Annotated in this window: 23 protein-coding genes and 2 pseudogenes; 13 read left to right on the plus strand and 12 right to left on the minus strand. The window is 72.7% G+C overall.

What is annotated here, in order from left to right:
* Nucleotide 1: 1 nt before the first annotated feature.
* The 3 genes and pseudogenes from OG403_RS02380 to OG403_RS02390 form a co-directional block, all read right to left on the minus strand.
* A pseudogene (locus tag OG403_RS02380) lies at nucleotides 2–1,633 on the minus strand (AMP-binding protein); the annotation flags it as partial.
* Nucleotides 1,634–1,812: 179 nt separating this feature from the next.
* Nucleotides 1,813–3,531, minus strand: coding sequence for a hydrogenase maturation protein (locus tag OG403_RS02385; protein ID WP_329560993.1), 1,719 nt, complete (start codon nucleotides 3,529–3,531; stop codon nucleotides 1,813–1,815).
* A 106-nt stretch (nucleotides 3,532–3,637) separates the two neighbouring features.
* Nucleotides 3,638–3,766, minus strand: a complete 129-nt coding sequence (locus OG403_RS02390) for a hypothetical protein (protein WP_329560994.1) — start codon at nucleotides 3,764–3,766, stop codon at nucleotides 3,638–3,640.
* 62 nt (nucleotides 3,767–3,828) lie between these two features.
* Between OG403_RS02390 and OG403_RS02395 the strand changes: the two genes are divergently transcribed.
* Nucleotides 3,829–4,620 carry a maleylpyruvate isomerase family mycothiol-dependent enzyme gene (locus OG403_RS02395; RefSeq protein WP_329560995.1) on the plus strand — a complete coding sequence of 264 codons (792 nt, stop codon included), beginning with the start codon at nucleotides 3,829–3,831 and terminating at the stop codon, nucleotides 4,618–4,620.
* A 70-nt stretch (nucleotides 4,621–4,690) separates the two neighbouring features.
* Here the strand turns inward: OG403_RS02395 and OG403_RS02400 are convergent, their stop codons facing one another.
* Nucleotides 4,691–5,323, minus strand: a complete 633-nt coding sequence (locus OG403_RS02400; protein ID WP_329572059.1) for a TetR/AcrR family transcriptional regulator — start codon at nucleotides 5,321–5,323, stop codon at nucleotides 4,691–4,693.
* 100 nt (nucleotides 5,324–5,423) lie between these two features.
* Between OG403_RS02400 and OG403_RS02405 the strand changes: the two genes are divergently transcribed.
* Complete coding sequence (locus OG403_RS02405) at nucleotides 5,424–7,022, plus strand: MFS transporter (RefSeq protein ID WP_329560997.1); 1,599 nt, start codon at nucleotides 5,424–5,426, stop codon at nucleotides 7,020–7,022.
* A gap of 175 nt (nucleotides 7,023–7,197) precedes the next feature.
* Complete coding sequence (locus OG403_RS02410; RefSeq protein ID WP_442911041.1) at nucleotides 7,198–7,671, plus strand: MarR family winged helix-turn-helix transcriptional regulator; 474 nt, start codon at nucleotides 7,198–7,200, stop codon at nucleotides 7,669–7,671.
* Between the two features lie 252 nt (nucleotides 7,672–7,923).
* Here the strand turns inward: OG403_RS02410 and OG403_RS02415 are convergent, their stop codons facing one another.
* Nucleotides 7,924–9,207: an MFS transporter gene (locus tag OG403_RS02415; RefSeq protein WP_329561001.1), complete on the minus strand. Its 1,284-nt coding sequence runs from the start codon at nucleotides 9,205–9,207 to the stop codon at nucleotides 7,924–7,926.
* Between the two features lie 52 nt (nucleotides 9,208–9,259).
* Between OG403_RS02415 and OG403_RS02420 the strand changes: the two genes are divergently transcribed.
* Entirely contained in the window at nucleotides 9,260–9,655 is a 396-nt protein-coding gene (locus OG403_RS02420) for a MerR family transcriptional regulator (RefSeq protein ID WP_329561002.1), read from the plus strand.
* A 76-nt stretch (nucleotides 9,656–9,731) separates the two neighbouring features.
* On the opposite strand, the gene OG403_RS02425 is transcribed toward OG403_RS02420, so the two are convergent.
* The gene (locus OG403_RS02425; protein WP_329561004.1) at nucleotides 9,732–10,277 is read right to left on the minus strand and encodes a MarR family winged helix-turn-helix transcriptional regulator; all 546 of its coding nucleotides are present in this window, start codon (nucleotides 10,275–10,277) and stop codon (nucleotides 9,732–9,734) included.
* A 49-nt stretch (nucleotides 10,278–10,326) separates the two neighbouring features.
* Here OG403_RS02425 and pip point away from each other — a divergent pair, with 49 nt between their 5' ends.
* The 3 genes and pseudogenes from pip to OG403_RS02440 all read left to right on the plus strand — a co-directional run.
* Nucleotides 10,327–11,292 (plus strand): prolyl aminopeptidase, encoded by a 966-nt coding sequence (pip, locus tag OG403_RS02430; protein ID WP_329561005.1) that lies wholly within the window; start codon nucleotides 10,327–10,329, stop codon nucleotides 11,290–11,292.
* Between the two features lie 223 nt (nucleotides 11,293–11,515).
* Nucleotides 11,516–13,738 (plus strand): alpha-N-acetylglucosaminidase, encoded by a 2,223-nt coding sequence (locus OG403_RS02435; protein ID WP_329561007.1) that lies wholly within the window; start codon nucleotides 11,516–11,518, stop codon nucleotides 13,736–13,738.
* A gap of 104 nt (nucleotides 13,739–13,842) precedes the next feature.
* A pseudogene (locus OG403_RS02440) lies at nucleotides 13,843–13,947 on the plus strand (DUF1772 domain-containing protein); the annotation flags it as partial.
* Nucleotides 13,948–14,031: 84 nt separating this feature from the next.
* On the opposite strand, the gene OG403_RS02445 reads toward OG403_RS02440, so the two are convergent.
* Complete coding sequence (locus tag OG403_RS02445; RefSeq protein ID WP_329561009.1) at nucleotides 14,032–14,466, minus strand: MarR family winged helix-turn-helix transcriptional regulator; 435 nt, start codon at nucleotides 14,464–14,466, stop codon at nucleotides 14,032–14,034.
* A gap of 294 nt (nucleotides 14,467–14,760) precedes the next feature.
* On the opposite strand from OG403_RS02445, the gene OG403_RS02450 reads away from it, so the two are divergent.
* Nucleotides 14,761–15,063, plus strand: coding sequence for an alpha/beta hydrolase fold domain-containing protein (locus OG403_RS02450; protein WP_442910850.1), 303 nt, complete (start codon nucleotides 14,761–14,763; stop codon nucleotides 15,061–15,063).
* A 42-nt stretch (nucleotides 15,064–15,105) separates the two neighbouring features.
* Nucleotides 15,106–15,279, plus strand: coding sequence for a hypothetical protein (locus OG403_RS02455; protein ID WP_329561011.1), 174 nt, complete (start codon nucleotides 15,106–15,108; stop codon nucleotides 15,277–15,279).
* On the opposite strand, the gene OG403_RS02460 is transcribed toward OG403_RS02455, so the two are convergent.
* The gene (locus OG403_RS02460; protein WP_329561012.1) at nucleotides 15,254–15,757 is read right to left on the minus strand and encodes an NUDIX hydrolase; all 504 of its coding nucleotides are present in this window, start codon (nucleotides 15,755–15,757) and stop codon (nucleotides 15,254–15,256) included. The genes OG403_RS02455 and OG403_RS02460 overlap by 26 nt on opposite strands.
* Before the next feature lie 181 nt (nucleotides 15,758–15,938).
* Here OG403_RS02460 and OG403_RS02465 point away from each other — a divergent pair, with 181 nt between their 5' ends.
* On the plus strand, nucleotides 15,939–16,430 hold the full coding sequence (locus OG403_RS02465) for a MarR family winged helix-turn-helix transcriptional regulator (RefSeq protein ID WP_329561014.1): 492 nt from the start codon (nucleotides 15,939–15,941) through the stop codon (nucleotides 16,428–16,430).
* 71 nt (nucleotides 16,431–16,501) lie between these two features.
* Complete coding sequence (locus OG403_RS02470; protein ID WP_329561016.1) at nucleotides 16,502–17,056, plus strand: isochorismatase family protein; 555 nt, start codon at nucleotides 16,502–16,504, stop codon at nucleotides 17,054–17,056.
* Between the two features lie 144 nt (nucleotides 17,057–17,200).
* On the opposite strand, the gene OG403_RS02475 is transcribed toward OG403_RS02470, so the two are convergent.
* Both OG403_RS02475 and OG403_RS36630 read right to left on the minus strand, forming a co-directional pair.
* Nucleotides 17,201–18,031, minus strand: a complete 831-nt coding sequence (locus tag OG403_RS02475; RefSeq protein ID WP_329561017.1) for an aminoglycoside adenylyltransferase domain-containing protein — start codon at nucleotides 18,029–18,031, stop codon at nucleotides 17,201–17,203.
* The gene (locus tag OG403_RS36630; protein WP_442910851.1) at nucleotides 17,926–20,193 is read right to left on the minus strand and encodes a multicopper oxidase domain-containing protein; all 2,268 of its coding nucleotides are present in this window, start codon (nucleotides 20,191–20,193) and stop codon (nucleotides 17,926–17,928) included. The genes OG403_RS02475 and OG403_RS36630 overlap by 106 nt, the downstream gene beginning before the upstream one ends.
* 84 nt (nucleotides 20,194–20,277) lie before the next feature.
* On the opposite strand from OG403_RS36630, the gene OG403_RS02485 reads away from it, so the two are divergent.
* On the plus strand, nucleotides 20,278–21,093 hold the full coding sequence (locus tag OG403_RS02485) for an IS5 family transposase (RefSeq protein ID WP_329572061.1): 816 nt from the start codon (nucleotides 20,278–20,280) through the stop codon (nucleotides 21,091–21,093).
* Nucleotides 21,094–21,100: 7 nt separating this feature from the next.
* Here the strand turns inward: OG403_RS02485 and OG403_RS02490 are convergent, their stop codons facing one another.
* Nucleotides 21,101–21,526, minus strand: coding sequence for a hypothetical protein (locus tag OG403_RS02490; RefSeq protein ID WP_329561021.1), 426 nt, complete (start codon nucleotides 21,524–21,526; stop codon nucleotides 21,101–21,103).
* A 498-nt stretch (nucleotides 21,527–22,024) separates the two neighbouring features.
* Here OG403_RS02490 and OG403_RS02495 point away from each other — a divergent pair, with 498 nt between their 5' ends.
* Complete coding sequence (locus OG403_RS02495; RefSeq protein WP_329561023.1) at nucleotides 22,025–22,678, plus strand: HAD family hydrolase; 654 nt, start codon at nucleotides 22,025–22,027, stop codon at nucleotides 22,676–22,678.
* 54 nt (nucleotides 22,679–22,732) lie between these two features.
* On the opposite strand, the gene OG403_RS02500 is transcribed toward OG403_RS02495, so the two are convergent.
* On the minus strand, nucleotides 22,733–23,281 hold the full coding sequence (locus OG403_RS02500; protein WP_329561024.1) for an NUDIX hydrolase: 549 nt from the start codon (nucleotides 23,279–23,281) through the stop codon (nucleotides 22,733–22,735).
* Between the last annotated feature and the right edge of the window lie 245 nt (nucleotides 23,282–23,526).

The following is a 23,526-nucleotide window of genomic DNA, read 5'->3' on the forward strand; positions in this document are numbered from 1 at the left end:
TGGGCAGCCGGGCCGCCGCCCAGCGGCGCAGCTCGGCCCGGTGCAGCTTGCCGCTGGAGGTGCGCGGCAGAGCGGGGACGAACTCGACGGCGCGCGGGTACTTGTAGGGCGCGATGGCCTGCTTCACGTGCTGCTGGAGCGCCGCCGCCCGGGCCGGGGAGGCGTCAACTCCCTCGCGCAGCACGACGAAGGCCTTGACCACGGTGCCGCGCCGCTGGTCCGGCGCGCCGGCCACCGCGCAGTCCAGCACGTCGGGATGGCCGACCAGGGCCTGCTCGACCTCCGGCGCGGCGATGTTGTAGCCGGCCGAGACGATCATGTCGTCGCTGCGCGCCTGGTACCAGAAGTAGCCGTCCTGGTCCCGCAGGTAGACGTCGCCGGTGATGTTCCACCCGCCGCGCACGTAGTCGGCCTGCCGCTCGTCGTCCAGGTAGCGGCAGCCGGTCGGGCCCTTGACGGCGAGCAGGCCCGGCTGCCCGTCCGGCACGGGCGCGCCCTGCTCGTCCAGGATCGCCGCCCGGTAGCCGGGCACCGCGCGGCCGGTGGCGCCGGGGCGGATGTCCTGGTCGGCGGCGGAGATGAAGACGTGCAGCAGCTCGGTGGCACCGATGCCGTCGATCAGGCGCAGCCCGGTGACCTGCCGGAACTCCTGCCAGACGGCGGCCGGCAGGGCCTCGCCCGCCGAGACGCCGCGCCGCAGTCCGGCCAGCTTGCCGGCCAACCCGGCGGCCAGGATGGCCCGGTAGGCGGTGGGCGCGGTGAACAGCACGGTGGCGCGGTGCGCGGCGACCAGCTCGGCCAACTCCTCAGCGCCGGCCCGTTCCAGCAGGAGGCTGGCCGCGCCGACCCGCAGCGGGAAGACCACCAGCCCGCCGAGCCCGAAGGTGAAGCCGAGCGGGGGTGTGCCGGTGAACAGGTCGTCCGGCTCGGGGCGCACGATGTGCCGGGAGAAGGTGTCGGCGTTGGCCAGCACGTCCCGGTGGAAGTGCAGGGTCGCTTTGGGGCGTCCGGTGGTGCCGGAGGTGAAGGCGATCAGCGCCACGTCGTCGGCGGCGGTGTCGACGGCGCTGAAGACGCCGTCCTTGGCCGCGCAGCGGGCGGTGAGGTCACTCGGTCCGGCCGCTCCGTAGCCGAGCACGGTCAGGCCCGGCAGGCGCTCGGCGGCCGACTCCAGGTCGGCGAGGTAGCGGTGGTCGCAGAGCGCGATCGTGGGGCGGCTGATCGCGCCCAACTCGACCAGCTCACCGGCCCGCAGCAGCGGCATGGTGGTCACGGCCACCCCGCCCGCCTTCAGCACCCCGAGCCAACTGGCGACCAGCCATGGGTTGTTGGGTCCACGCAACAGCACCCGGTTGCCGGGCAGCAGGCCAAGCTCCTCGGTCAGCAGCTGGGCCACCTGGTTGGCGCGCAGCTGGAGTTCGCCGTAGCTCCACTGCTGCTCGCCGGGGGTGAGCAGGCAGCGCCGGTCCGGGCCCCAGCGCGCGACCGTCTCGTCGAGCAGCTCGCGGGCACAGTTGAGCCGTTCCGGATAGCGCAACTCCGGTAATTCGTGGATCAGTTCGGGCCACTGGTCGGCGGCCGGCAGGCGGTCGCGGCAGAACGTGTCGACGTGTCCTGAGGGGGAGAGCTCCATGGGTGGCACCTCGGCGGGCTCGGCGAAGGCGGAGCGGGAACGCGAACGGACGGAACGGACGGAACGGGAACGGGCGGAGCTGGAACGGGCGGAGCTGGAACGGGCGGAACGCGACCGGGCTGACAGGGCCGACAGGGCGGCGGGGGCGACACGGGGATATCGCGTTTTCCTGACGACAGTCAGTATGACGCGACATCTTGATCGCTAAACCACGCCAAGTGCTCCGGCGTGCCCCGCACCGGCTCCTTGCGCACGAACGCGGCGCGCAGCGCGTGGTACGGCGCCCTGGGGTCCAGGAAGGTGCGGCGCATCACCGCCAACTCCTCGGCGCGGTAGGCCGCCAACGGCTTGGCCGCCTCGTCGCGCTCGCGCCCGGCCTTCTTCGCCGCGATCCGCTCCGCCAACGCGGGCCGATTGGCAAGCAGTTCGGCCAGCCGGGCGACCTCGGAGCCGAACTCCCCGGGCGCCGCCGCGACCACCCGGTCCACCAGGCCCAGCCGCTGCGCACTGTCCGCCGTCACCGGCAGCGCCTGCCCGGTGAGGCGCTCCGCCACCGCCCGGCCCACCCGGCGCGGCAGGGTGTACGTCCAGTACTCCGACCCGTACAGCCCCATCAGCCGGTAGTGCGGGTTGAGCAGCACACCTTCGCGGCACCAGACCTCGTCGGCGGCCAGCGCCAGCATCGCGCCGCCGGCCGCCGCGTTGCCGCCCAGCGCGGCGACCACCAGCCGGTCGGTGGTGGTGAGGAGCTCGGCGACCAGGTCGTCCATCGCGTTGATGTTCGCCCAGGACTCCACGGCCGGATCGGCGGCGCCCTCGATCACGTTGAGGTGGATGCCGTTGGAGAAGAAGTCCCGGCCGCCGCCGAGCACCAGCACCGAGGTCGGACGGGAGCAGGCGTAGCGGTAGGCGTCCAGCAGCCGCCGGCAGTGCGCGGTGCTCATCGCCCCGCCAGGGAAGGAGAAGCGCAGCAGCCCGACCGGGCCCCGCTCCCGGTAGTCGAGGTCCGTCCAGGTGCGGCGCCCCTCGGGCAGGCAGAGCGGAGCGGGCACCTCCGGCAGCGCCGGCAGCCGCTCCCCCAGCGCGAGGGTGGCCGGCAGCTTGACGCCGGCCACCGCCCCCGCGTCCCGGCGCGCCCGCAGCTCGGGCAGCCACACCGCGCCGTCCACCGTGGCCCGGCACACCGCGCCGGCCCGGGTGGCCAGCAACTCGCCAGGGGCGCCGCGCAGTTCGTCCTCGGCGTGGCCGCCGTGCAACTGCCATCGGGCACCCAGCAGTTCATCCGCCACACCCGGCTGGGAGTCGGCGGCGCGCAGCTTGCGCAGCACCGTCGCGGTCGGATCGCCGGACCAGTCGATCCGTCGCTCGCCCTGCCGCAGGTACGGGCGGGTGCGCACGGGGACGTCCCAGCCAGGGCCGTGCTGCGCGCACGGGGTGTGGCTGCCCGAGGCGAAGCGCTCGACGGCGAGCAGCACGGCCCGCGACGCGGCGTCGGAGAGCTCGTTGCGGTACAGATCGCTCTTGCCGACCGGCGGCACCGGGAACTCGACGTGCGCCCAGACGTCGCCGCCGTCCATCACCTCGTTGGCCTGGAGCACCGTCACCCCCCAGCGCTCCGCGCCCTCCTGGATCGCCCGGTCGAGCGAGGAGGGCCCCCGGTCGCCCAGCGGGCCCGGGTGCACGATCAGGGTGGTGTGCGCGGACCAGACGTCCTCGGGCACGGCGGCCTTCAGCATCGGTGCCACGATCAGCTCCGGCGCGTGCCGGCGCACCGTCTCCCGCAGCGCCTGGTCGCCGGTCACCAGGTGCACGGCCAGGTGGTGCCCGTGATCGCGCAACTCCGCGAAGACGCGCTGGGTCAGGCTGTTGAACGCACTGGCGATCAGTAGGATCCGCATCTCGGCCTCCGGCTCTGGGGGTGGCCGTCGACGCCGCTCCGACCGGTGACGATCGTTTCGCAGCTCCCGGCCGCCCCGGTCGGCGAATCGCCGCCGGCTCACCCGATCAGCGCCACGACCGGGAGGCCGCACCGCCGCGACCGGCTCGCCGCACCACCGCGACCAGCTCGCCCCGCAGCAGCCGGACCAGCTCCCATGGGGCGGACCAGTTCCCACGGGCCGGACCAGCGCCCACGGGCTGGCGAGTCCTTTCCAGGGTCTGGACAGTGCGGGCGTCTTGCCGCAGGCTTCGGCCCCATGAGAGTGCCAACCAAGGTGATCGAGGCCAACCTCGCCACCGCCGAATCCATCGCCCACCTGCTGCGCTCACGCCCCGAACCGGCGGTGCGGATACCCGGTGCCACCTGGTCGGTGGGCGAAGCGGCCGCGCACCTCGCGCTCGCCAACCAGCTGATGGCGGCCGTGGCCGGCGGCGAGCGGCGCCCCTACGGTGACGGCACCCCGGGCGGCCTGGCCGCCGCCAACGAGGAGTCGCTGGCCGACTACCCCGAACGCGACCCCGTGGTCCTGGCCGACGCGATCGTGGCGCACACCCGTGCCTTCGCCGCCGCCATCGAGCAGCGCGACGCCACCGAGACCGTGCTGACCCCGATGGGCCCGATGGACCTGGGCACACTGCCCAGCTACCTGCTCACCCACCAGCTCGGCCACGGCTACGACCTGGCCCGCGCGCTGCGCCACCCGCACATGATCGACCGCGAGCGCGTCGAACTCTCGCTCCCGTTCCTGCTCACCGCGATGCCCCGGGTGGTGGACCGGCGCACCGCCGCCGACCGGCACGCCCGCTACACCGTCGGCCTGCGCGGCGGCCCGCGCTTCGGCGTCGCGCTCGCCGACGGCGAGGTGACGATCAGTCAGCCGCCCGCACCGGGAGCCGACTGCGTGATCGTCACCGAGCCGGTCACCTTCCTGCTGCTGGCGCTCGGCCGCTGCAACCCGGCGGGGGCCATCGCCCGGGGCCGGATCCTGGCCTGGGGGCGCAAGCCCTGGCTGGCGCCCGCCTTCCCGACCTACTTCAAGGCTCCCTGAGCGGAGCGGAGCGGCCCGCAGCACCGTCTCGGCTCGCGCCCGAGCCTGCCGCGCCCGCCCGCCGGCCCGTTCAGTGCGGGCCGGCGGGCGCCGACCGCCCGACGGGCCGCTGTCCCGGCTCCTGGAGAGCCCGGTGCAGGGCGGGTCCGAGGTGGCGGACGATTTCATCAGGCGTCATGGACGCCATCGGCTCCAGCCGCAGCAGGTACCGGGTGGTGATCACACCGGCGAGCTGCGCGCAGCAGGCGGCGGCCCGCCTGCGGGCCGCCGCGCCGCCGAGCCAGGCGGCGATCCGGTCCACGATCTCACGCTCCACCACCTCCTTGACCAGGGCGGCGAAGGCCTCCTCCTGCGCCGTCCGGCGGAGCATCGCCAGCAGGGTGGGGCCGGCCTGCGGGTCCTCCCAGACGCCGAGCAGGGAGCGCAGGGCGCGCTGCGGGAAGGTGGCCCGGTCGCCCTTCAGCACCTCGGCGAGCACCTCGGCGGGGTTGGCTGCCAAGGCGAGGGCGGCGCCGAAGAGGCCCTTCTTGGAGCCGAAGAAGTAGCTGATCAGCGCCAGGTCGACGCCCGCCTCAGCGGCGATCGAGCGCAGCGTGACAGCGTGATAGCCCTCGGCCAGGAACCGGCGGCGCGCGATGTCCAGGATGGCGCCGCGGGTGTCCGGGCTGCCTGGTCGACGCCCGCGCGACGCGGGTTTATTCATCACCGTTGAAATGCTACTCCGGGGACGGCGACGCTGTGCGCAGGTAGTCGAAGCCCCCGTCCTGCCAAGAGCCCGAGCGACCCCGGGAGAGCGAGAACCCATGCCTGCCGCCCAGCAACCAACCGGCCACCCGGCAACCACCCGGCCGCCACACGGCATCACCCCGCGCCCCAACGCGGTGCTGGCGATCACCTGCCTCGCGCTGGCCACGGTGGTGGCCGCGATGTCCTCGCTGAACGTCGCGCTGCCGTCCATCGCCCGGCAGACCCACGCCACGCAGACCCAACTCTCCTGGATCATCGACGCCTACAGCCTGGTCTTCGCCTCGCTGCTGCTGCCGGCCGGTGCGCTGGGCGACCGGTTCGGCCGCCGCCGGGCGCTGCTGACCGGCCTGCTGATCTTCGGCGGCGCCTCCGCCGGGGCGCTGTTCACCACCTCCCCCGCCGCGCTGATCGCCCTGCGCGCGCTGCTGGGCGTGGGCGCCGCGCTGGTCATGCCGGCCACGCTGTCCACCATCACCACCACCTTCCCGCGCGAGCAGCGTGCCCGAGCGGTCAGCGTCTGGGCGGCCGTGGCGGGCGCCAGCGCCGTGGTCGGCCTGCTCACCTCGGGGTCGCTGCTGCAGGCGTGGTCCTGGCGCTCGGTGTTCCTGCTCAACGTGCTGCTCGCGGCCCTCGCGCTGGTCGGCGTGCGGGTCTTCGTCCCCGAGTCGGCCGAGCCGGACCGCCCCGCGCTCGACGTGGTCGGCGCGCTGCTGGCGGTGGTCGGGCTCGGCGCGCTGGTGTACAGCGTGATCGAGGCACCGGTGAACGGCTGGGGCAGCACCCGCACGCTGGGCGGGATCGGGGTCGGGCTGCTCGTGCTGGCGGGCTTCGTGGCCTGGGAGTTGCGGCGCCGGCACCCGCTGCTGGACCCACGGCTGTTCCGCGACGCGGAGTTCGCGGCCGGCTCGCTCTCCATCGCGCTGCAGTTCTTCGCCTTCTTCGGCTACATCTTCGTGGTCATGCAGTACCTGCAACTGGTGCGCGGCGACGGCACGCTGACGGCGGCGGTCAGCGTGCTGCCGATGGCGGTGGCGATGGTCCCCTGCTCCCGGCTCAGCCCGAAGCTCTCCGCGCGCTTCGGCGTCCGGCGTCCGTGGCTGGCCGGCCTGCTGCTGGTCGCGGCGGGCCTGTCGGTCTTCGCCCAGCTGGACCGCAGCAGCCCGTACGCGCTGATCGCGGCGGCGCTGCTGCTGCTCGGCGCCGGCATGGGGCTGGCGATGACCCCGGCGACCACCGCGATCACCGACGCGCTGCCGCCGGCGCTGCAGAACGTCGGCTCGGCGATGAACGACCTGTCACGCGAACTCGGCGGCGCCCTGGGGATCGCGGTCCTCGGCAGCATCCTCGGCGCCTCCTACCGCAGCCACCTCCAGCTGCCCGGCGCACCCGAGCACCTGGTGCGGGCGGCCCGCTCCTCACTGGCAGCCGCCGCGGCCGCGGGCCAACCGATCCTCGGCCAGGCCCGCACCGCGTTCGTCACGGGCATGCACGACGCGCTGCTCGGCGGCGCGGCCGTCGCGCTGCTCGCGGCCCTCGCGGTGGGCCTGCTGCTGCGCGGCGCGGCCCGGAGCACCGCGGCCGCACCGACCGGACCGAAGGCCGCGGCCACGCCCGCGCCGCACGCCCCTCTCGACCCTCCCGCCGCCCGCTCCTGACCCGCTGGTCGTCGCCGACCAGGAGGACGGCTGACCCAAAGTGCCGGCACTGCCGGCCGATTCGGAGCGGCGATCCGAACCACCATGGCAGCAAATCGACCTGATGTAGTGTCAGACCAATCGGACTGCCGAGGCGCGACGCGTGCGCGGGACACGCTATCCTGGAGGGGTGGACATGGATGCGGGTCAGGAGATCGCCGAGGCGCTGGGGCTGCTGCTCAGGCGCACCACCCGGGCACGGCTGTACCAGCGGCTGACCGAAGGCCTCGGCGAGGGGGTGGACGAGCTGACCTATCCCGTCCTGTCCGGCCTGGCCCGGACCGGCCCGCGCAGCGCCGCCGAACTCGCCCACGAGGTCGGCCTGGACCGCTCCAACGTGACCCGCCGCGCCAGCCGCCTGGAGGAGGCCGGCCTGCTGCGCCGCGAACCGGACCCCGCCGACCGCCGTGCCACCCTGCTGGTCCTCACCGACCACGGCGAGCAGGCGGTGCAGGCCACCCGCGACCGGCTGGCCGACCAGATCGCCGACGCCCTGCGCAGCTGGCCGCCCGCCGAGGCCGACAGCTTCGCCCGCCACCTGCACCGCTTCGTCACCGAGGGCCCGTTCACCGCGCCGGACGAGCACGGCGGCGGCACCGGCGACAGCTGAGACACGCTGCGGGCGCGGTCCGAGGTCGGCCGTTCCGGCTTCCAGCGGTCGGCCTGGCGGTAGCGTCCTCGACATGACGACCAAGGGCGAGGCGACGGACGGGGAGGCGCCGGTTCCGGTGACGTAGCAGTAGCCGTTGGAGAGGGTGGTCACCGGTGCGGCGGCCCGGCCAGGGCGACACCGGTCAGGAGTACTGCCGCGGCTGCGACCCCCTCGGCGCGGATCAAACACCAGCGGATCAAGCCCAGTTGGCTAGGAGCGCGGGCCACCCACCGGTACTGCGCGGGTTCGGATCCGGTGCTGCTTCGTGCGGCGGATCCACAGGGCCGCAGCGCAGGCGGCGACGAAGATCATGGCGATGCCTGTGCCGGTCAGCACCTGGCGGACCCCCAGGGCGGTGGTGAGGGGCCCGCCCAGCGCCGCGCCGAGGGGTGAGGCCGTCAGCAGGACGGACCCGCGCAGCGCGAGGACGGTGGTGAGCAGGTCTGCCGGGGTGTGGTCCTGGAACAGCTTGAAGGCCAGGGCGTTGTAGGGACCGTAGATCATCCCGCCCAAGGCGAAACCCACCAGCGAGAACGCGGCCGGTGCGGGGAGCCCGAAGGGCAGCATGGCCAGGCCGTGACCGGCGATGATGCAGAGCAGGACCGGCCTGAGCGGCAGGTTTCGCAGGGCGCCGACGGTCAGCGCGCCCGTGACGGCTCCGATGCCGAAGGCGGCCCAGTACAGGCCGAGGGCACTGGCGCCGGCGTGGAGGTCCTGCGCGACGAAGAGCGGCAACGCGACTTCGACGGGGCCGTAGAACAGGTTGAACAGCCAGGTGACCGCGAGGACGCCGAGCAGTTCGGGCCGGGCCCGCAGGACGCGCAGGCCTTGGCCCGGCCGGGTGTCGGGGGCCGGCGCGGCGGGCTCCGGGCTGTCCGGCGCGCCCAGGAACCCGCTCCGGAGGGCCAACGCGGCGAAGGAGAGGGCGTTCAGACCGATGATCCAGGCCGGGCCGATGACCGTCGCGAGGACTCCGGCGAGCGCCGGGCCGAGGATGGTGGACACCCAGGCGCTGGTGCTGAGCAGTGCGTTGGCCGCCAGGCGCTGCTCGGCGGGAAGGACTTGGGCAGCCAGGGCGTACTTGGCACTGCCACCCCAGGCGTGCAGGAGGGATGAGCAGGCGAGCAGGGTCAGGTAGCGGGCGGGGTGGAGCGCGCCGAGCGCCCAGGTGAGGGGGACGCAGCCGAGGAAGAACGCCCGCGTCCAGGCGTTCGCGCGGATCAGCCGTTGCGCGGGCAGGGCGCGCAGCCATCGGCCCAGCACCAGCGCGCCGACGACGCCCGGCAGGACGTAGGCGGCGACCGCGGCTCCGATCAACGGGCCGCGGTCGGCGGGCGGGGCCAGCCGCACGGCCAGCCAGGCGACCGCGACCACGCTCATCCCGTCACCGAGGTCGGACACCGCCAGTGCGGGCAGCAGGCGCCGGAACGGGCGGTGGGCGAAGAGCGGTCGGTACCCCTGGGCAAACCGGCGGAACAGGCGTGCTGAGATCATGTGTTCAGGCAAGCGGTTCAACCGCACGTGAAGTCAAGCGACGGGTGATGCGATGCGATACGTGGGCATCGGGGAGTTGGCGCGCCAGGCGGGCCTGCGGGCCTCGGCCCTGCGCTACTACGAGAGTCTGGGGCTGCTGCCCGCCGCCCGCCGTGAAGGCGGCCGCAGGCTGTGGCCCGCCGCCACCCTGCGGCGGATCGCGCTGATCCGGATGTCGCAGCGCGCGGGGTTCACCCTGGCCGAGATCCGCCGGCTGCTGGACAGCGACGCCGACCAGGGCGCCACCCGCCAGTGGCGGGCGCTGGCCGAACGCAAGCTCCCCGAACTCGACCGCATCGTCCAGCAGACCCAGCGGCTGCGCGAAGCGGTCGCGGCCTGCCTCGCCTGCGGCTGCATGAACTTCGCCAACTGCGAACTCCTGGCCGGCGCGCCCGGCGCGGATACCTGATCCGCCACTCCCGGCCGGGGAGCCGGCTCCACCTCGAGGCATCTTCCAGGCTCGCTGAGCGCTCTGCTGACCGGCTTCAACTCTCCTGCCGCCGACCGTCCTTCGCCATGACATCGGCGATCCGCTGCCGCATCGGGCGGCGTTCCAGCACGGCCAGCGCCTCGGTGATCAACCGGCTCAAGGAGTACGGGAGTTCCGCCTCGAACGCGCCGGCGGCCGCGCTGGTCGCGGACCACTCCGCCGCCAGGGTCGGCAGCAGTGCCTCCGCTTTCGGGGTCAGCTGGACGATCCGCTGCCGGGCGTCCTGGCCCGGCGCGAGCACCACCAGTTCTGCCTTGACCAGTTGGGCCACCGTCTGACTGGCCGCGGAGTGGGAGACACCGGTGGCCCGGGCCAGGTCGCGGATCGGGCTGGGGCCGGCGGTGGCCAGCACCCGGATGACCGGGGCGAAGCGCGGTCGGAAGCCGGGCAGGCCGAGGTCCTGGTAGACGGCCGCGACATCACCGTCGAGGAGGTCGAGCAGGTGGCGCAGCCGGGTACCGAGCAGTTCGGGACCAGGGGCGGGGCCGGCAGCGGAGTCGGAACCAGGGGCAGCGTGAATACCAGCGACAGCGTCAGCCATGTCCCGTAATATAACAGCGCTGTTGCATCTACGCCGAGGAGGCCCTTCCGTGTCCGAGCTCTATCCCCCGATCGAGCCCTACCAGCACGGCATGCTCGATGTCGGCGACGGCAACCTGGTGTACTGGGAGGAGTGCGGCAACCCGGACGGCAAGCCCGCGGTGTTCGTCCACGGCGGCCCCGGCTCGGGGGCCAAGGCCAGGACACGCCAGTACTTCGACCCGGCGCGCTACCGGGTGATCCTCTTCGACCAGCGCAACTGCGGCCGCAGCACCCCGCACGCCGCCGACCCGGCGACCGACCTGCGGCACAACACCACGCACCACCTGATCGCCGACATGGAGCAGCTGCGCGAGCACCTGGGCATCGACAGCTGGCTGCTGTTCGGCGTCTCCTGGGGCTCGACGCTGGCGTTGGCCTACGCCGTGCGGCACCCGGAGCGGGTCTCCGGGATCGTGCTCGCGTCCGTCACGATGACCCGGCGCTCCGAGACCGAGTGGCTCTACCGGGGCGTCGGCAGCTTCTTCCCCGAGCAGTGGGAGCGCTTCGTCGCGGGCGCCGATGGCACGCCGCCCGACGGCGACCTGCTCGCGGCATACGTGCGCCTCACCGAGCACCCGGACCCGGCGGTCCGCGCGAAGGCCACCGCCGACTGGTGCGCCTGGGAGGACGCGGTGCTGTCCGGCGAGACCGGTGGGACCTCCAACCCCTACGGCGACCGCCCGACCGAGGCCCGGCTGGCGTTCGTCCGGATCTGCGCACGCTACTTCGCCAACGGCGTCTGGCTGGCCGAGGGCGAACTGCTGCGCGAGGCGGGACGGCTGGCCGGCATCCCCGGGGTCCTGGTGCACGGCCGGTTCGACCTGGGCGGACCACTGACCACCGCCTGGGAGCTGCACCGCGCCTGGCCGGACTCGGAGTTGATCGTGGTCGAGGACGCGGGCCACCTGGGCGGCCCCACGACGCGCGGACATGTGCTGCGCGCACTGGACCGCTTCGCGACGGAGGGCGGCTGACAGCGTGGTGACGGATGGGCGCCGAGCACTGGCGGACGACAGGTGACAGATGACGAAATCTGTCATCCGACACCTGTTGTTCAACGGCTGACGGCTGACGGCTGATCACCCGTCAGCTCACCCATCCACCGCGCCACAGAGCACCCGCTGCTCGCCGGTCCACCATCCGCGCCGCCCTCCCTGCCAGGATCGGTCCAGCCGATCACGGCACGGGAGGACGCAGATGAAGTGGCCCGGCATCACCCTGCTGCTGGCGGCGGCGCTGACAGTGACCGTCCCGCCCGCCCCCGCACCGGCCCACTCCCCTGCCGGCGCAGCACCCGCCACCGCAGCGCCCGCCACCGCACCCGCCTTCGACCCCGCACCCGCCATGGCGAGCCTGGCCCGCCTGCTGCCCGGCCACGCCGCGCAGTTCAGGCTGCTCCCGGTGGCCAGGACCGCCATCGGCGACCAGTTCTCGATCGACGGCACCCCGGGCGCGATCACCGTCCGCGGCACCTCCGGGGCCACCCTGCTCAGCGGTGTCGGCTGGTACCTGGAGCACGTGGCCGGCGTGGACCCAGGCTGGCCGGGTGACAGCCTCGACCGGCTCCCCGCCACGCTGCCCGCCCCGACCAGCGGCGCCATCACCCGCTCGGCAGCGGTGCCGCACCGCTACGCGCTGAACGACACCGACGCCAGCTACTCGGGCCCCTACCGCGACTTCGCCGCCTACCAGCACGAGATCGACCTGCTGGCCCTGCACGGCGTCAACGAGGTCTTCGTGCAGACCGGCGCCGAGTACCCGTATCTCCAGGCGCTGCGCCAGTTCGGTTACGGTGAAGCCGAGTTGCGCGCCTGGTTTCCCGCGCCCGGACACCAGAGCTGGTGGCTGCTGCAGAACCTGGCGGGCTTCGGCGGCCCGGAGTCGGCACAGCTCGTCGAGGCCCGCGCGGCGCTCGGGCGGCGGATCGCCGACCAGCTCCGCGACCTGGGCATGACGCCGGTGCTGCCCGGCTTCTTCGGCACCGTGCCACCGGGTTTCGCCGACCGCCAGCCGGGTGCACGGGTGGTGCCGCAGGGCAGTTGGGTCGGCTTCACGCGCCCGGACTGGCTCGACCCGACCGGCCCGGTCTTCGCCCGCCTCGCGGCGGCCTACTACCGCGCCCAGCGCGAGCGGTTCGGCGACAGCACGATGTACAAGATGGACCTGCTGCACGAGGGCGGCGTGCTCGGCCCGGTCGACGCCACGGCGGCGGCCCGGGCCGTCCAACAGGCGCTGGACGCCGCGCACCCGGGCGCGACCTGGGTGATCCTCGGCTGGGAGCAGAACCCCGCGCCCGCCGTGCTGTCCGGCGTCGACCGGGCCAGGATGCTGGTCCTGGACGGCCTGTCCGACCGCTACGACGGCCTGGACCGGGAGCGCCAGTGGGGCGGGACGCCGTACGCGTTCGGCAGCATCGACAACTTCGGCGGCCACACCGGCATCGGCGCCAACACGGCGGTCTGGGCCGACCGGTTCCGCCGGTGGCTCGACCGGCCCGACAGCGCGCTGCGCGGCCTCGCCTACCTGCCCGAGGGCACTGGCGGCAACCCGGCGGCCTTCGAGCTGTTCACCGAACTCGCCTGGCAGCAGGGGCCGGTCGACCAGCGCGCCTGGTTCGCCGAGTACGCGGCCCGCCGCTACGGCTCCCCGGACCCGCATGCCGCCGCGGCCTGGGAGTTGCTGCGGCGCGGCCCGTACAGCATGCCGTCCGACGGCTGGAGCGAGCCACCGGACAGCCTGTTCGCCGCCCGGCCCGCGCTGACCGCCGGCACGGCCGCGACCTGGAGCCCCACCGCGATGCGCTACCCGGCCGGGACGGTCGAGGCTGCGCTCGGCGAACTGCTCCAGGTCGCGCCCGAGTTGCGGGGCTGCGACGCCTACCGCTTCGATGTGGTCGACCTGGCCCGGCAGGTGCTGGCCAACCGCGCCCGGACCCTGCTCCCCCGGATCGCCGCCGCCTACACCGCGCGCGACCGGGCCGCCTTCACCGGCCTGACCGGCAGTTGGACCGCGGACGAGGCCCTGCTCGACCGGCTGCTCGCCACCGACTCCCGTTTCCTGCTAGGCCCTTGGCTCGCCGCCGCCCGCTCCTGGGGCGCTTCCCCGGCAGAGCGCGACCAGCTGGAGTACGACGCGCGCGCCCTGCTGACCACCTGGGGTGGCCGCGGACCCAGCGAGGACGGGCAGTTGCACGACTACGCCAATCGCGAGTGGTCCGGTCTGGTCGCCGACGTCTACGCCCCGCGCTGGGCGGCGTACTTCGCGAGTCTGGACGCCGCACTCGCCGACGGCGGGGAGCCGGCCGCGATCGACTGGTTCACGCCGGACGACGCCTGGGCGCACCGGATCACCCGCTACCCGACCGCGCCGACCGGCGACCCGGTCGCCCTGGCCAGGCAGGTGGCGGCGACCAGCAGCTGACGACCGGTCAGCCGACAGGAACCGGCGCACACAACCCAATTGGGTGGCCGACGCCCCCGGCCACCGGGTAGCGTCCGGGTTTTGATGACTGAGACCTGGGCGCACCCGCCGACTGGAAGCAGCAGATGGGACGGTGGGACCGGTTCCACTACGGCCGGGTGGGCGTCATCGTGCTCGCCTTCGCGCTGTTCGCCGTCGCGCTGGCCTGAGCCCCGGTCCATGCCGCGCACCGCGCCGGCCGGCCCGCCGCCCGCGCGGCGCTCGAGGCCGGCCGGCGGGGCCAGGACCTGTAGTCAGCCCGTCGGCATGCCGACGCGCGCATCCTCCACAGTCCGTCGTAGCAGGGCGACCGTGGACGCCAACTGGTCGAGCGACCGCGCGCTCAGCGGGTCGGCGAGCCAGTTGCGCAGCCCGTCCTCGAAGGTCACGGTCGCGGCGCCCAGCAGACCCGCGCCGGCCTCCGTCAGGGCGAGCAACGAGGAGCGACGGTTGCTCGGATTCGGGCGACGGCTCACCCAGCCCGCCGCCTCGAGTCGGTCGACCGCCTTGCTGGTCGCGCCCACGGTGATCGCGACCTCATGGGCGAGGTCGTTCACCCGGCAGTCGTCGCGGCCGCCGATGATCCGCAGAAACTCGAACTGACCTGCCGTCAAACCGTGTTCGGCTCGCAACCGCTCACCGAGGACGTTGTAGAGCCTCGTCTCGTACCGGACAAGATCGGCGAACACCTGTGCAAGATCAGTCACGCGCGCACCGCGCCTTCCCTAGAAGTATATTCCTCGGAATACTATTCATCGAGGGCCGACCCCTCGCGAACCATGATCCCCCACCCGCCTGGTTCCGGAGAACCGCATGAGCATGGAGCAGCGCGCGGCCGTTGACGCCCACCTCCGGGCGAACCCGTTCGACACCACCCTCAGCCCGGACGAGCTGCGCCGGGCCTTCGAGGCGATGATGACCAGCGGCCCGACACGGCCCGGAACCCCACCTCGGCACTCGTTCGGCGCACCGGCACCCGGGCGGTGTCGCTCGACTACCGGCTCGCCCCGGAGCACCCGTTCCCGGCCGCGATCGAAGACGCCGTCGCCGCCTACCGCGACCTGCTCGACCAGGGCGTCGCGGCCGAACAGATCGTGCTGGCGGGCGAGTCGGCCGGTGGCAGCCTGGCCGTCCTGACCCTGCTCGCCGCGCGCGACGCCGGCCTGCCCCGGCCGGCCGGAGCGGTCGCGTTCTCACCGGAACTGGACGCGACCCGCAGCGGTGCGAGCATGACGACCAAGCACGGCAGAGACCCGCTCTTCACCCGCGAGTCGCTCAACGCCTGAGCGCGCTCCACCTGGCTGGCGACCCGCGCGGCCGCGGCCGGTGTGGACGTCATCCTCGACGTCACCGCCGACGTGCCGCACGTGTTCCAGTCGTGCACCGGCATGCTCGACGAAGCCGACGCGGCACTGGACCGGGCCGGCCGGTTCATCCTCGACCGCCTGACACCGGCGCGGAGGCCCGACACCGGACTCACTCGCCCTGGCGACCGTCGTTGAGGCAGAGCGCCGTCCCCGCCGCCCGGGCCCGCAGCAACGCGGCGAACCACGGACGTTGTGCGGGTTGCAGGTACGGGTGCCACTGCTCGGGCGGGCGCCAGGCGTAGTCGTCGTGCTCGGCGCTGAGCACCACCCCGGTGCCCGGCTCCGCCGTGCCGCCGTCGAAGCAGAAGTCGATCACGGAGGGCCAGCCGTCCACGGGAGCGCGGTAGTCGACGGCGAGCAGTGGCAGCGCGGTGGGCAGCTGGATGCCGGTCTCCTCCCGGGTCTCGCGGGCGGCGGTCTGATTCGGGCACTCACCGGTGTCCGCCAGGCCGCCGGGCAACTGCCACCACGCGGGGTGACCCGGGTAGGGCTGCGCCTGATGGAGCAGCAGGATCCGGCCATCCGGGTCGGCGAGCAGGACGGCGGCGGACACGACGTGCTTGGGCAGGGTGGCGGCGAACTCGTCGGGCGGCATGGCCAGGGTCGTCATCATCGACCCCCCTCTCGTTGCGGCGGGACGCTCGACCTGGGCAACGAACGGCCGGGCCGACGGGCACGGCGCGGCGCGGCGCAGATCAACCGAGGCTCGGCGGCGAAAGTCGAGAACGAAAGTCCACAGGCAAACTCAACAGGCAAGCTTGCAAGTTTCCCTCCTGACCGCTTACGCTCGCAGCATGCCGCCCGCCGACGCCGCACACCCCGCCAGCCCCACCAGCCCCACCAGCCCGAGCAACCCTGACGATCTGCCCGCGCTGGCCGGCGAGATCCACGCCGTCCTCGGGCAGCTGTTCCGCCGGGCCCGGGCCGCCTCGGCGGGCAGCGGGCTGACCGCCTCCCAGCGTTCGGCCGTCGCCCGGCTGCGTGACGGCGCGGCGACCACCGCCGATCTGGCGCGGGCGGAGTTCGTGCGGCCGCAGTCGATGCGGATGACCGTGGCGGCACTGGAGGAGCAGGGCTACGTCCGGCGCACCCCGCACCCCACCGACGGGCGCCAGCTGCTGATCGAGCTGACCGACGAGGGCCGGGCCGCGATGGACTCGATACTGCGCGCCAAGCGCGACTGGCTGACCACCGCCCTCGGCACCGAACTCGACGCGGACCAGCGCGCGGCCCTCGCCGAGGCACTGCCACTGCTGCGGATCATCGCGACCGGGGAAGACAGCTGATCAACCGTCAACTCCCCGTGAAAATCCGGCAACAACACCCCGTGAAGAACAAGGAACAAGGAGGAACCACCATGACTGCCACCACCCTGGACCGCGACACCGCGCTGATCCTGATCGACCTGCAGAAGGGCATCACCGCCTTCGCTGCCGACTTCGGCATCGACCAGGTCCTCGCCAACGCCGAGCAGTTGATCGCGGCGTTCCGCGAGCGCGGCCTGCCGATCGTCCAGGTGAACGTCACCGGCGGCGCCCCCGGCCGCACCGAGCGGGCCGCCCGTGGCGGCGAACTGCCCGCCGACTGGGCCGAGTTGGTCCTGCCCGCCGAGGAGGACGACATCACGGTCACCAAGCAGACGTGGGGCGCCTTCCACGCCACCGACCTCGACGCCGAGCTGCGCCGTCGCGGCATCACCCAGGTCGTCCTCGGTGGGGTCGCCACCAGCGTGGGCGTCGAGTCCACCGCCCGCTCGGCGTACGAGCACGGCTACAACGTCACCATCGCCACCGACGCGGTGACCGACCTGGACCCGGTCTCGCACGAGCACAGCCTGAACCGCATCTTCCCGAAGCTCGGCGAGACGGGCAGCACCGCGGAGCTGATCGCGCTGCTGGACCAGCGGGGCTGAACCAGCGGCACCGGCCGGCCGTGCGGCCCACGGGGCAAGGGCAGTCGCGCCCCTGCCCCGTGGGCCGCAACTCGCCACAGCGCGGCCCTCGCTGGACCAACAGCCGCCGACCAACGTCACTGACCAACCGTCACTGACCAACAGTCACTGACTGACCGTCACCGATCGTCCGCCGAGCGCCAGTCCCGCCTCGATCGCCATCACGGTGAACTCGGTCGTGTCGCTCCCCCGCCGTTCCGCCGCGCCGGCGTACCCGGACGGCGTGTCCGCCGCCTCGCGGAGCCGCAGAGCCTCGGTGATGATCGGGTGCCAGCGCGGCTCGAAGGCGGTCAGCGCGTAGCGCCCGGCGCCGCTCTTCGAGGTGAGGCCGCCGGTGGCGAGCAGGTGGTGCAGGCGGCTGACGCCCAGCACGCACCACACCGCGGCCTCGGGAGTGGCTGCCTGCTCCGGATCGCTCACCAGCGACTCGGCGACGCGGGACCAGTAGGCGGTCAAGTTGGCGTGGCTGAAGGCGCGCAGCGCGGCGTCATCCGTCCAGACCTCGGCCTCGGTCAGCACCGGACCGCGCACCGTCACCGCGTGGCGGGCGAGTTCGTGCCAGGCGACCGGGTTCAGGTTGACCCGGCCGGCCTCCTCGAAGGCCCACTCCAGCGTGCACGGCACGTCCGGGCAGTGTACGGGCGACCGCGCCAAGTCGTCGCGGACCACGTGGAATCCGTCGAAGTACGGGCGCGGATACCGTCCCCGCACGACCCCGTGGGCATCGACCAGTGCCGCGAGCGCGGTCGCGTCGGGGCGCGTGGTGAGCACCGCGACGAAGTCGATATCGCTCTGGTCGGCGTAGAACTCACCGAAACCCAGCGAGCCGATCAGATAGAGCCCCTCGACCAGGCCGGGCGCCCGCCGGTCGATCTCGGCCAGGAAGGTCGAGGTGGCGCGCTGGACTTCCGGCGGCAGTGCCGCGTGCTGTGACATGTCGACCACCCTAGGGTCTGTCGTCGAACCCCCGTCGGATCAGCCCGGGTTTCCCCCGGCCTTCGGTTGGGGGTACCCCCACGGGGCGGACAGCTGCAAGGCGGAGGATCGCCCTCGTACTGGGCCGTACTTGGGCGATGCGACAACGCGCTGTGGGCGCGCCCCCTGGCCGCAGGCCGGGTGAGGCCGTGGCAGGCAAGCCGGGCCCGGCGGGGGTGTGACGACAGGCCCCAGGAAGCGCAGCGGCCGCCCCGTTCCGGCGGGAGGTTGTGACTGAGGCGGCGGACCGTGGCCGGTCCGCCGCCTCTCCGGTTCAGTGCGTCGGCGCGTACGGGCGCATCATCTCGTTGTCCTCGTGGTCGATGATGTGGCAGTGCCAGACGTAGCCCGGTCCCTCGGTCGGGTCGAACGGGAAGCGGTTCTCGCCCGGCTTGACGGTGCCCACGCGCAGCGCCGTGGGTGCCCAGCGGGCGATCACTCGAGTGACCTGTCCGGGCAGGATGTTGACGGTGTCCTTCCAGCCCGCCTCGTTCGGGTTCGGCGGGATGACCGGTCCCGTCAGGTGGGGGCCGATCGCGGGGTTGCCGCCGATGGCGCCGTCCGCTCGGGGTCAGGTAGTCGCGGGGCGGCCCGTAGCCGGGGATGACTGTCCCCGGCGGGTAGTTGACCTTGCCCAGGGTGCCGTCGCAGTTCTGACCGTCGAACGTGCCGCCCGGGAACTCGGCCGCCCAGGCGGCCGTGTAGGACGCGATGTCGACGTCCTGCCGGTTGAGGACCTGGAACTGGACCAGGTGGATGTGCATGGGATGCGCGAACCCGGCGATGTCGAGCATCTCCCAGATCTCGGTGGCCCCGACGCGCGGCCGTTCGGTCAGCCAGAGGCCCTGGCGGTAGCGGTCGGGCCGGGAGCCGTCGATCGGGGTGTCGGTTCCGGCGCGGAGCCCGGTCCACATGCTGTTGTTGACCAGCGCGAGGATCGTTCCCGGCTCGGCGGGCGGCGGCGGCTTGTAACAGCCGACGCTGTCCTGCTCGTTGATCATCAGTTGGCGTCTGACGTGCACCGGCACGCCCGGGGCGACGTGGCCGGTGCGGGGATCTGCCAGGCGGACGAGCGGCGCGGGCCGCCCGGCCCCGCCGCGCAGCGGCGCACACGAGGCCGGGTCGTAGGTGGTGTCCCGGCCGCAGAGCGGGAGGCTGACGTCGATCCTCATGATCTGGCCGTCCAGTGACGGATCCGGTGCGTGGCCGCTGGGAAAGGAGCGGACCGCGGTGTTGGTCAGGATCAGCGAGGAGCCTTCGAGACCGGCGAAGTCGATGATCACGTCGGCGCGTTCTGCCGGCGAGAGCATGAGCCGGGGAGCCTCGGGCCTGCCGGGCGTGTTGAGCTCGGCGGGGGTGTCGAGCAGCCCGCCCTCGGTGCCGATCTGCCAGAACGCGACCGCCGACGGTGCGTTGCCCTGGTCCGCGTTCGGTGCGTCGGTCAGGCTCATCGACAGGTAGCGGTTGTTGCATCCGTTGAGGAAGCGGAAGCGGTAGCGGCGTGGTTCGACCTTGAGTACCGGCCAGCTGCGGCCGTTGACCACCATCACGTCACCGAGGTACGCGGGGATCCAGTACGGGTGCGCCTTCGGGTTGGGCGGCGGGCCGACGAAGGTGTCGTAGTCCGGGTTCGAGCCGTCGGGGAAGAGCAGTTGCCCGTTGGTGTCGAACCGCCGGTCCTGGATGGCGAGTTCGATCTCGTACGGGTCCGCAGGGAGCCCGAGCGGATTGTCCGGCAGACCGGTGTCGTACCGGTCGCGGACGAGGTAGAAGGCGGCGAGCCCGGCGTACACGTTGAGCCTGGTGACGCCGAGAGCGTGGTCGTGGAACCACAGCGTGCACGACTGCTGGGCGTTCGGGTACCGGTAGACGGCCTCGTTCGCCGCGGTCGGGCCGTGAGTGGAGTATCCGGGGCCGCGCCGACCGTCCGCGGTGAACCACGCGTTCGGCCCGCCGTCGTCCCCGGAGGGCACCTCGCCACCGTGGAGGTGCGCGACGGCAGGGATCGGCTTGAAGGACTCCATCCGGTGCAGCGGGTCGGCCCAGTGAATGGTCTGGTCGACCGTCAGCAGCGGTGCCAGGCGGGATCCATGGCCGATCCAGGGCAGCTTGTTGACGTACACCGTGACCGTCCCGACGGACCGGCTGCGTGTTGTCCTCGCATCGGTATCGGCGAGGCGTGGGGGTGTGTGACGGCGTCCGGGGCGGTGAAGCGCAAGCCGTGGGAGATCGAGGACGGGCTGTGGGAGCGGATCGAACCGCTGCTCCCGGTGGTGGGGCGGCGCTACCGCTATCCCGGACGCAAGCGGCTTGAGCAGCGCAAAGTCATGTGCGGGATCCTGTTCGTGCTGTACACCGGGATCCGGTGGGAGTTCCTTCCGCAGGAACTGGGCTTCGGCTCCGGGATGACCTGCTGGCGGCGGCTGCGGGACTGGAACGGGGCAGGCGTGTGGCAGCAGCTCCACGAACTCCTGCTCGCCGAACTTCGCGCCGGCGACGTCCTGGACCTGTCCCGCGCCTCCGTCGACGGCTCCCACCTACGAGCCCTGAAAGACGGAGACGCCACCGGACCCTCGCCGGTGGACCGTGAGACGGGCAGCAAGCACCACGTGATCGTCGACGCCCACGGCATCCCCCTCGCCGCCACCGTGACCGGCGGCAACCGCAACGACGTCACCCAGCTCCTGCCCCTGATACACGCCGTGCCGCCGATCCGGGGCAAGCGCGGACGACCCCGCCAGCGTCCCGGCGTGCTCTACGCCGACCGCGGCTACGACCACGACATCTACCGCCGCCAGGTCCGTAAGCTGGGCATCCGTCCGCCCATCGCCCGCCGCGGCACCGGACACGGCAGCGGCCTGGGCAAGAACCGCTGGGTCGTCGAAGCGGCCTTCGCGCTCCCGCACTGGTTCCGTCGACTGCGCATCCGCTGGGAGATCCGCGCCGACATCCACCAGGCCTTCCTCACCCTCGGCTGCGCCATCATCTGCTGGCGACGACTGAAACCATCAATCACGCACTGAAGGAGCATCAGGCAAGGGCGTCCGTCACAGCGTGTCGCAGGTTCTGCGCGCCCAAGAAGTCCGTGCTGTCCGCCCATTGATCGACGCTCCCGATTCGTGGCAACTCGCGCAGCTGCCGATCGGTGACCGTCTCGACCAATGCGTTCGCGAAACGCTCGGCGAACAGCACCCGATAGGGACGGCCGTGATACCGGCGGCAGGTCGTGGCCAGGGACGGTGTGAGGCCGGATTCGTTGTGCACCACGGCGACGACCTCGTAGGCCTCGCACAGATGTTTCGCGCGTTCCCGATAGCCGGTTGCCGCCAGCGTCGCCTGGAGGGACGCAGACAACTCCCCGGCCACCGGCAACTGCTTGAACGCGCTCCCCAACCACTTGCCGTACGGCGCACACCGGCGCCCGAAGAGCAGGCACAGCCGCATGAGGTCGCGCACCAGGCGCCCGGCGACGACCGCCGAACCCAGGCTGACAGGCGCTGGCGTGGGGGCCGGGTGCCGGGTCGCGGGAGGTGGCCGCGAGTTGGGCGACTTTGGCGGCCATGGCGCGGCGGCGGTCGACTCGGGCCTGGTGCTGTTGCGCGCCGGCGTCGGGGGTGTCGTGGCTGTCGGGCGCAGTGGTGGGTTCGGGGCCGGGTGCGGCGGGTGCCGTGGTGGTGTAGAGGGGCCTGAAGTAGGTGCGGTCGCCGACCAGGACGTCGACCAGGGTGCGCAGTTCGTCCCAGGTGGTGGTGTGGGTGCCGTTGAGGAGGGCGGTGATCTGGGCCTGGGTGCTTCATGTCATCACCCGCGACGAACCCAGACCCTGCCCCCAAGGGCAAGGTCAAGCGGCGCCGGGCGGAGCATCGAGGAGCCCGGCGGCTGGAGGACGTCCCACCGCGCCGGCCGCGTCCCGCCGCCTTCGGGCACCTGCGGGTGACCCGGTAGGGTCCAGGCATGATCGAACTGGTGATCTTCGACTGCGACGGCGTCCTCATCGACAGCGAACGCCTCGCGGTGAAGGTGGACGCGGTGGTGCTCGCGGCCCTGGGCTGGCCGCTGAGCGAGGAGGAGATCGTCGAACGGTTCGTCGGCCGCTCCCACGCCGCGATGACCGCGGCGATCGAGGACCACCTGGGCCACCGCCTGCCCCCTGACTGGGACGCGGAGTTCACCCCGCTCTACGACGAGGTCTTCGAGCGCGAGCTGACACCGGTCACCGGGATCATCGGGGCGCTGGAGGCGATCGACCTGCCCACCTGCGTGGCCTCCAGCAGCAGCCACGCCCGGCTGCGCCGCACCCTCGGGCTGGTCGGCCTCTACGAGCGGTTCGCGGGCCGGATCTTCAGCGCCGAGGACGTGGCGCACGGCAAGCCCGCCCCGGACCTCTTCCTGCACGCCGCAGCCCGCTCGGGCGTCGAGCCGAGCGCCTGCGTGGTCGTCGAGGACAGCCACTTCGGCCTCAGCGCGGCCCGGACCGCCGGCATGCGGTCCTTCGGCTACTGCGGCGGGCTGAGCCGCGCGGAGCGGCTGGCGGGGCCGGGCACGGTGGTCTTCGATGACATGCGGGAGCTGCCCGAACTGCTGGCCGGAGCCGCGGTCGGGCGCTGAACCGCGGCCCGCTCCGGCCCAAGGGTTCGGTGGCCCAGTACTTCGGCAGCCCGGCTATCGGACAAAGCCGAGGTCGATCGGTGTCACCGGTGCACCGCTCTTCCGCACTTCGGCGAGCAGTTCGGGCAGTTGCGGCGGCCACAGCGGCTCGATGTCACCGGACAGATCTTCCGGCGACCACCACCGCCATTGAAGGATCCCGTCCGCGGCATGTGAGGCGGCGAGATCACCAACCGGGTCCCGGTGGGGGCCGCGCGCGAGGAAGATGTGCTCGTGCTGGCGAACAGGCACACCGGCCCTGGTGAAGTCGTGTTCCCAGAGGCACAGCAGAGTGCCGTCCAACTGGATGTCGGTCCACCCGGTTTCCTCGCGCAACTCGCGCTCGGCGGCTTGCAGCGGTGTCTCACCCGGATCCATCCCGCCGCCGGGCATCGCCCAGTGGACACCAACTTCCTCATTGTCGTACCGGAGCAGGAAGACCGCCCCCGCCGGGTCCAGGACCGCGACTCTGGCTGCTTGTCTGGGTATCCGCACCACGCCAGCCTGCCAGTGCCGAACGCCGCTGTCGATCACGTTGGCGGTCAGGCCTTCGGCCAGTTCCAATACCCGGCTCCACCATCAGAGTTGTGCGCCACCCGCAACGACGGCCGCTCCCTGCAGCACGACCCAGGCCAGACCGAGTCCCCGGCGTGGGGTGTTGCGCCACCCGCCACACGCCACTTCCTCTCGTCTCCCACCCACCGCTGCCGAACGTGAGACAGAAGACGTCTGTCCAAAAGAAAATGATCCGTGTCTGCCTGCCGTGTCGATCTGCGACTGCGCCGTTCGACCTGGGGTAGAGAGGGTCG

Origin of the sequence: Kitasatospora sp. NBC_01266 (genome assembly GCF_036242395.1) — a bacterium.
Classification (GTDB): Bacteria; Actinomycetota; Actinomycetes; order Streptomycetales; family Streptomycetaceae; genus Kitasatospora.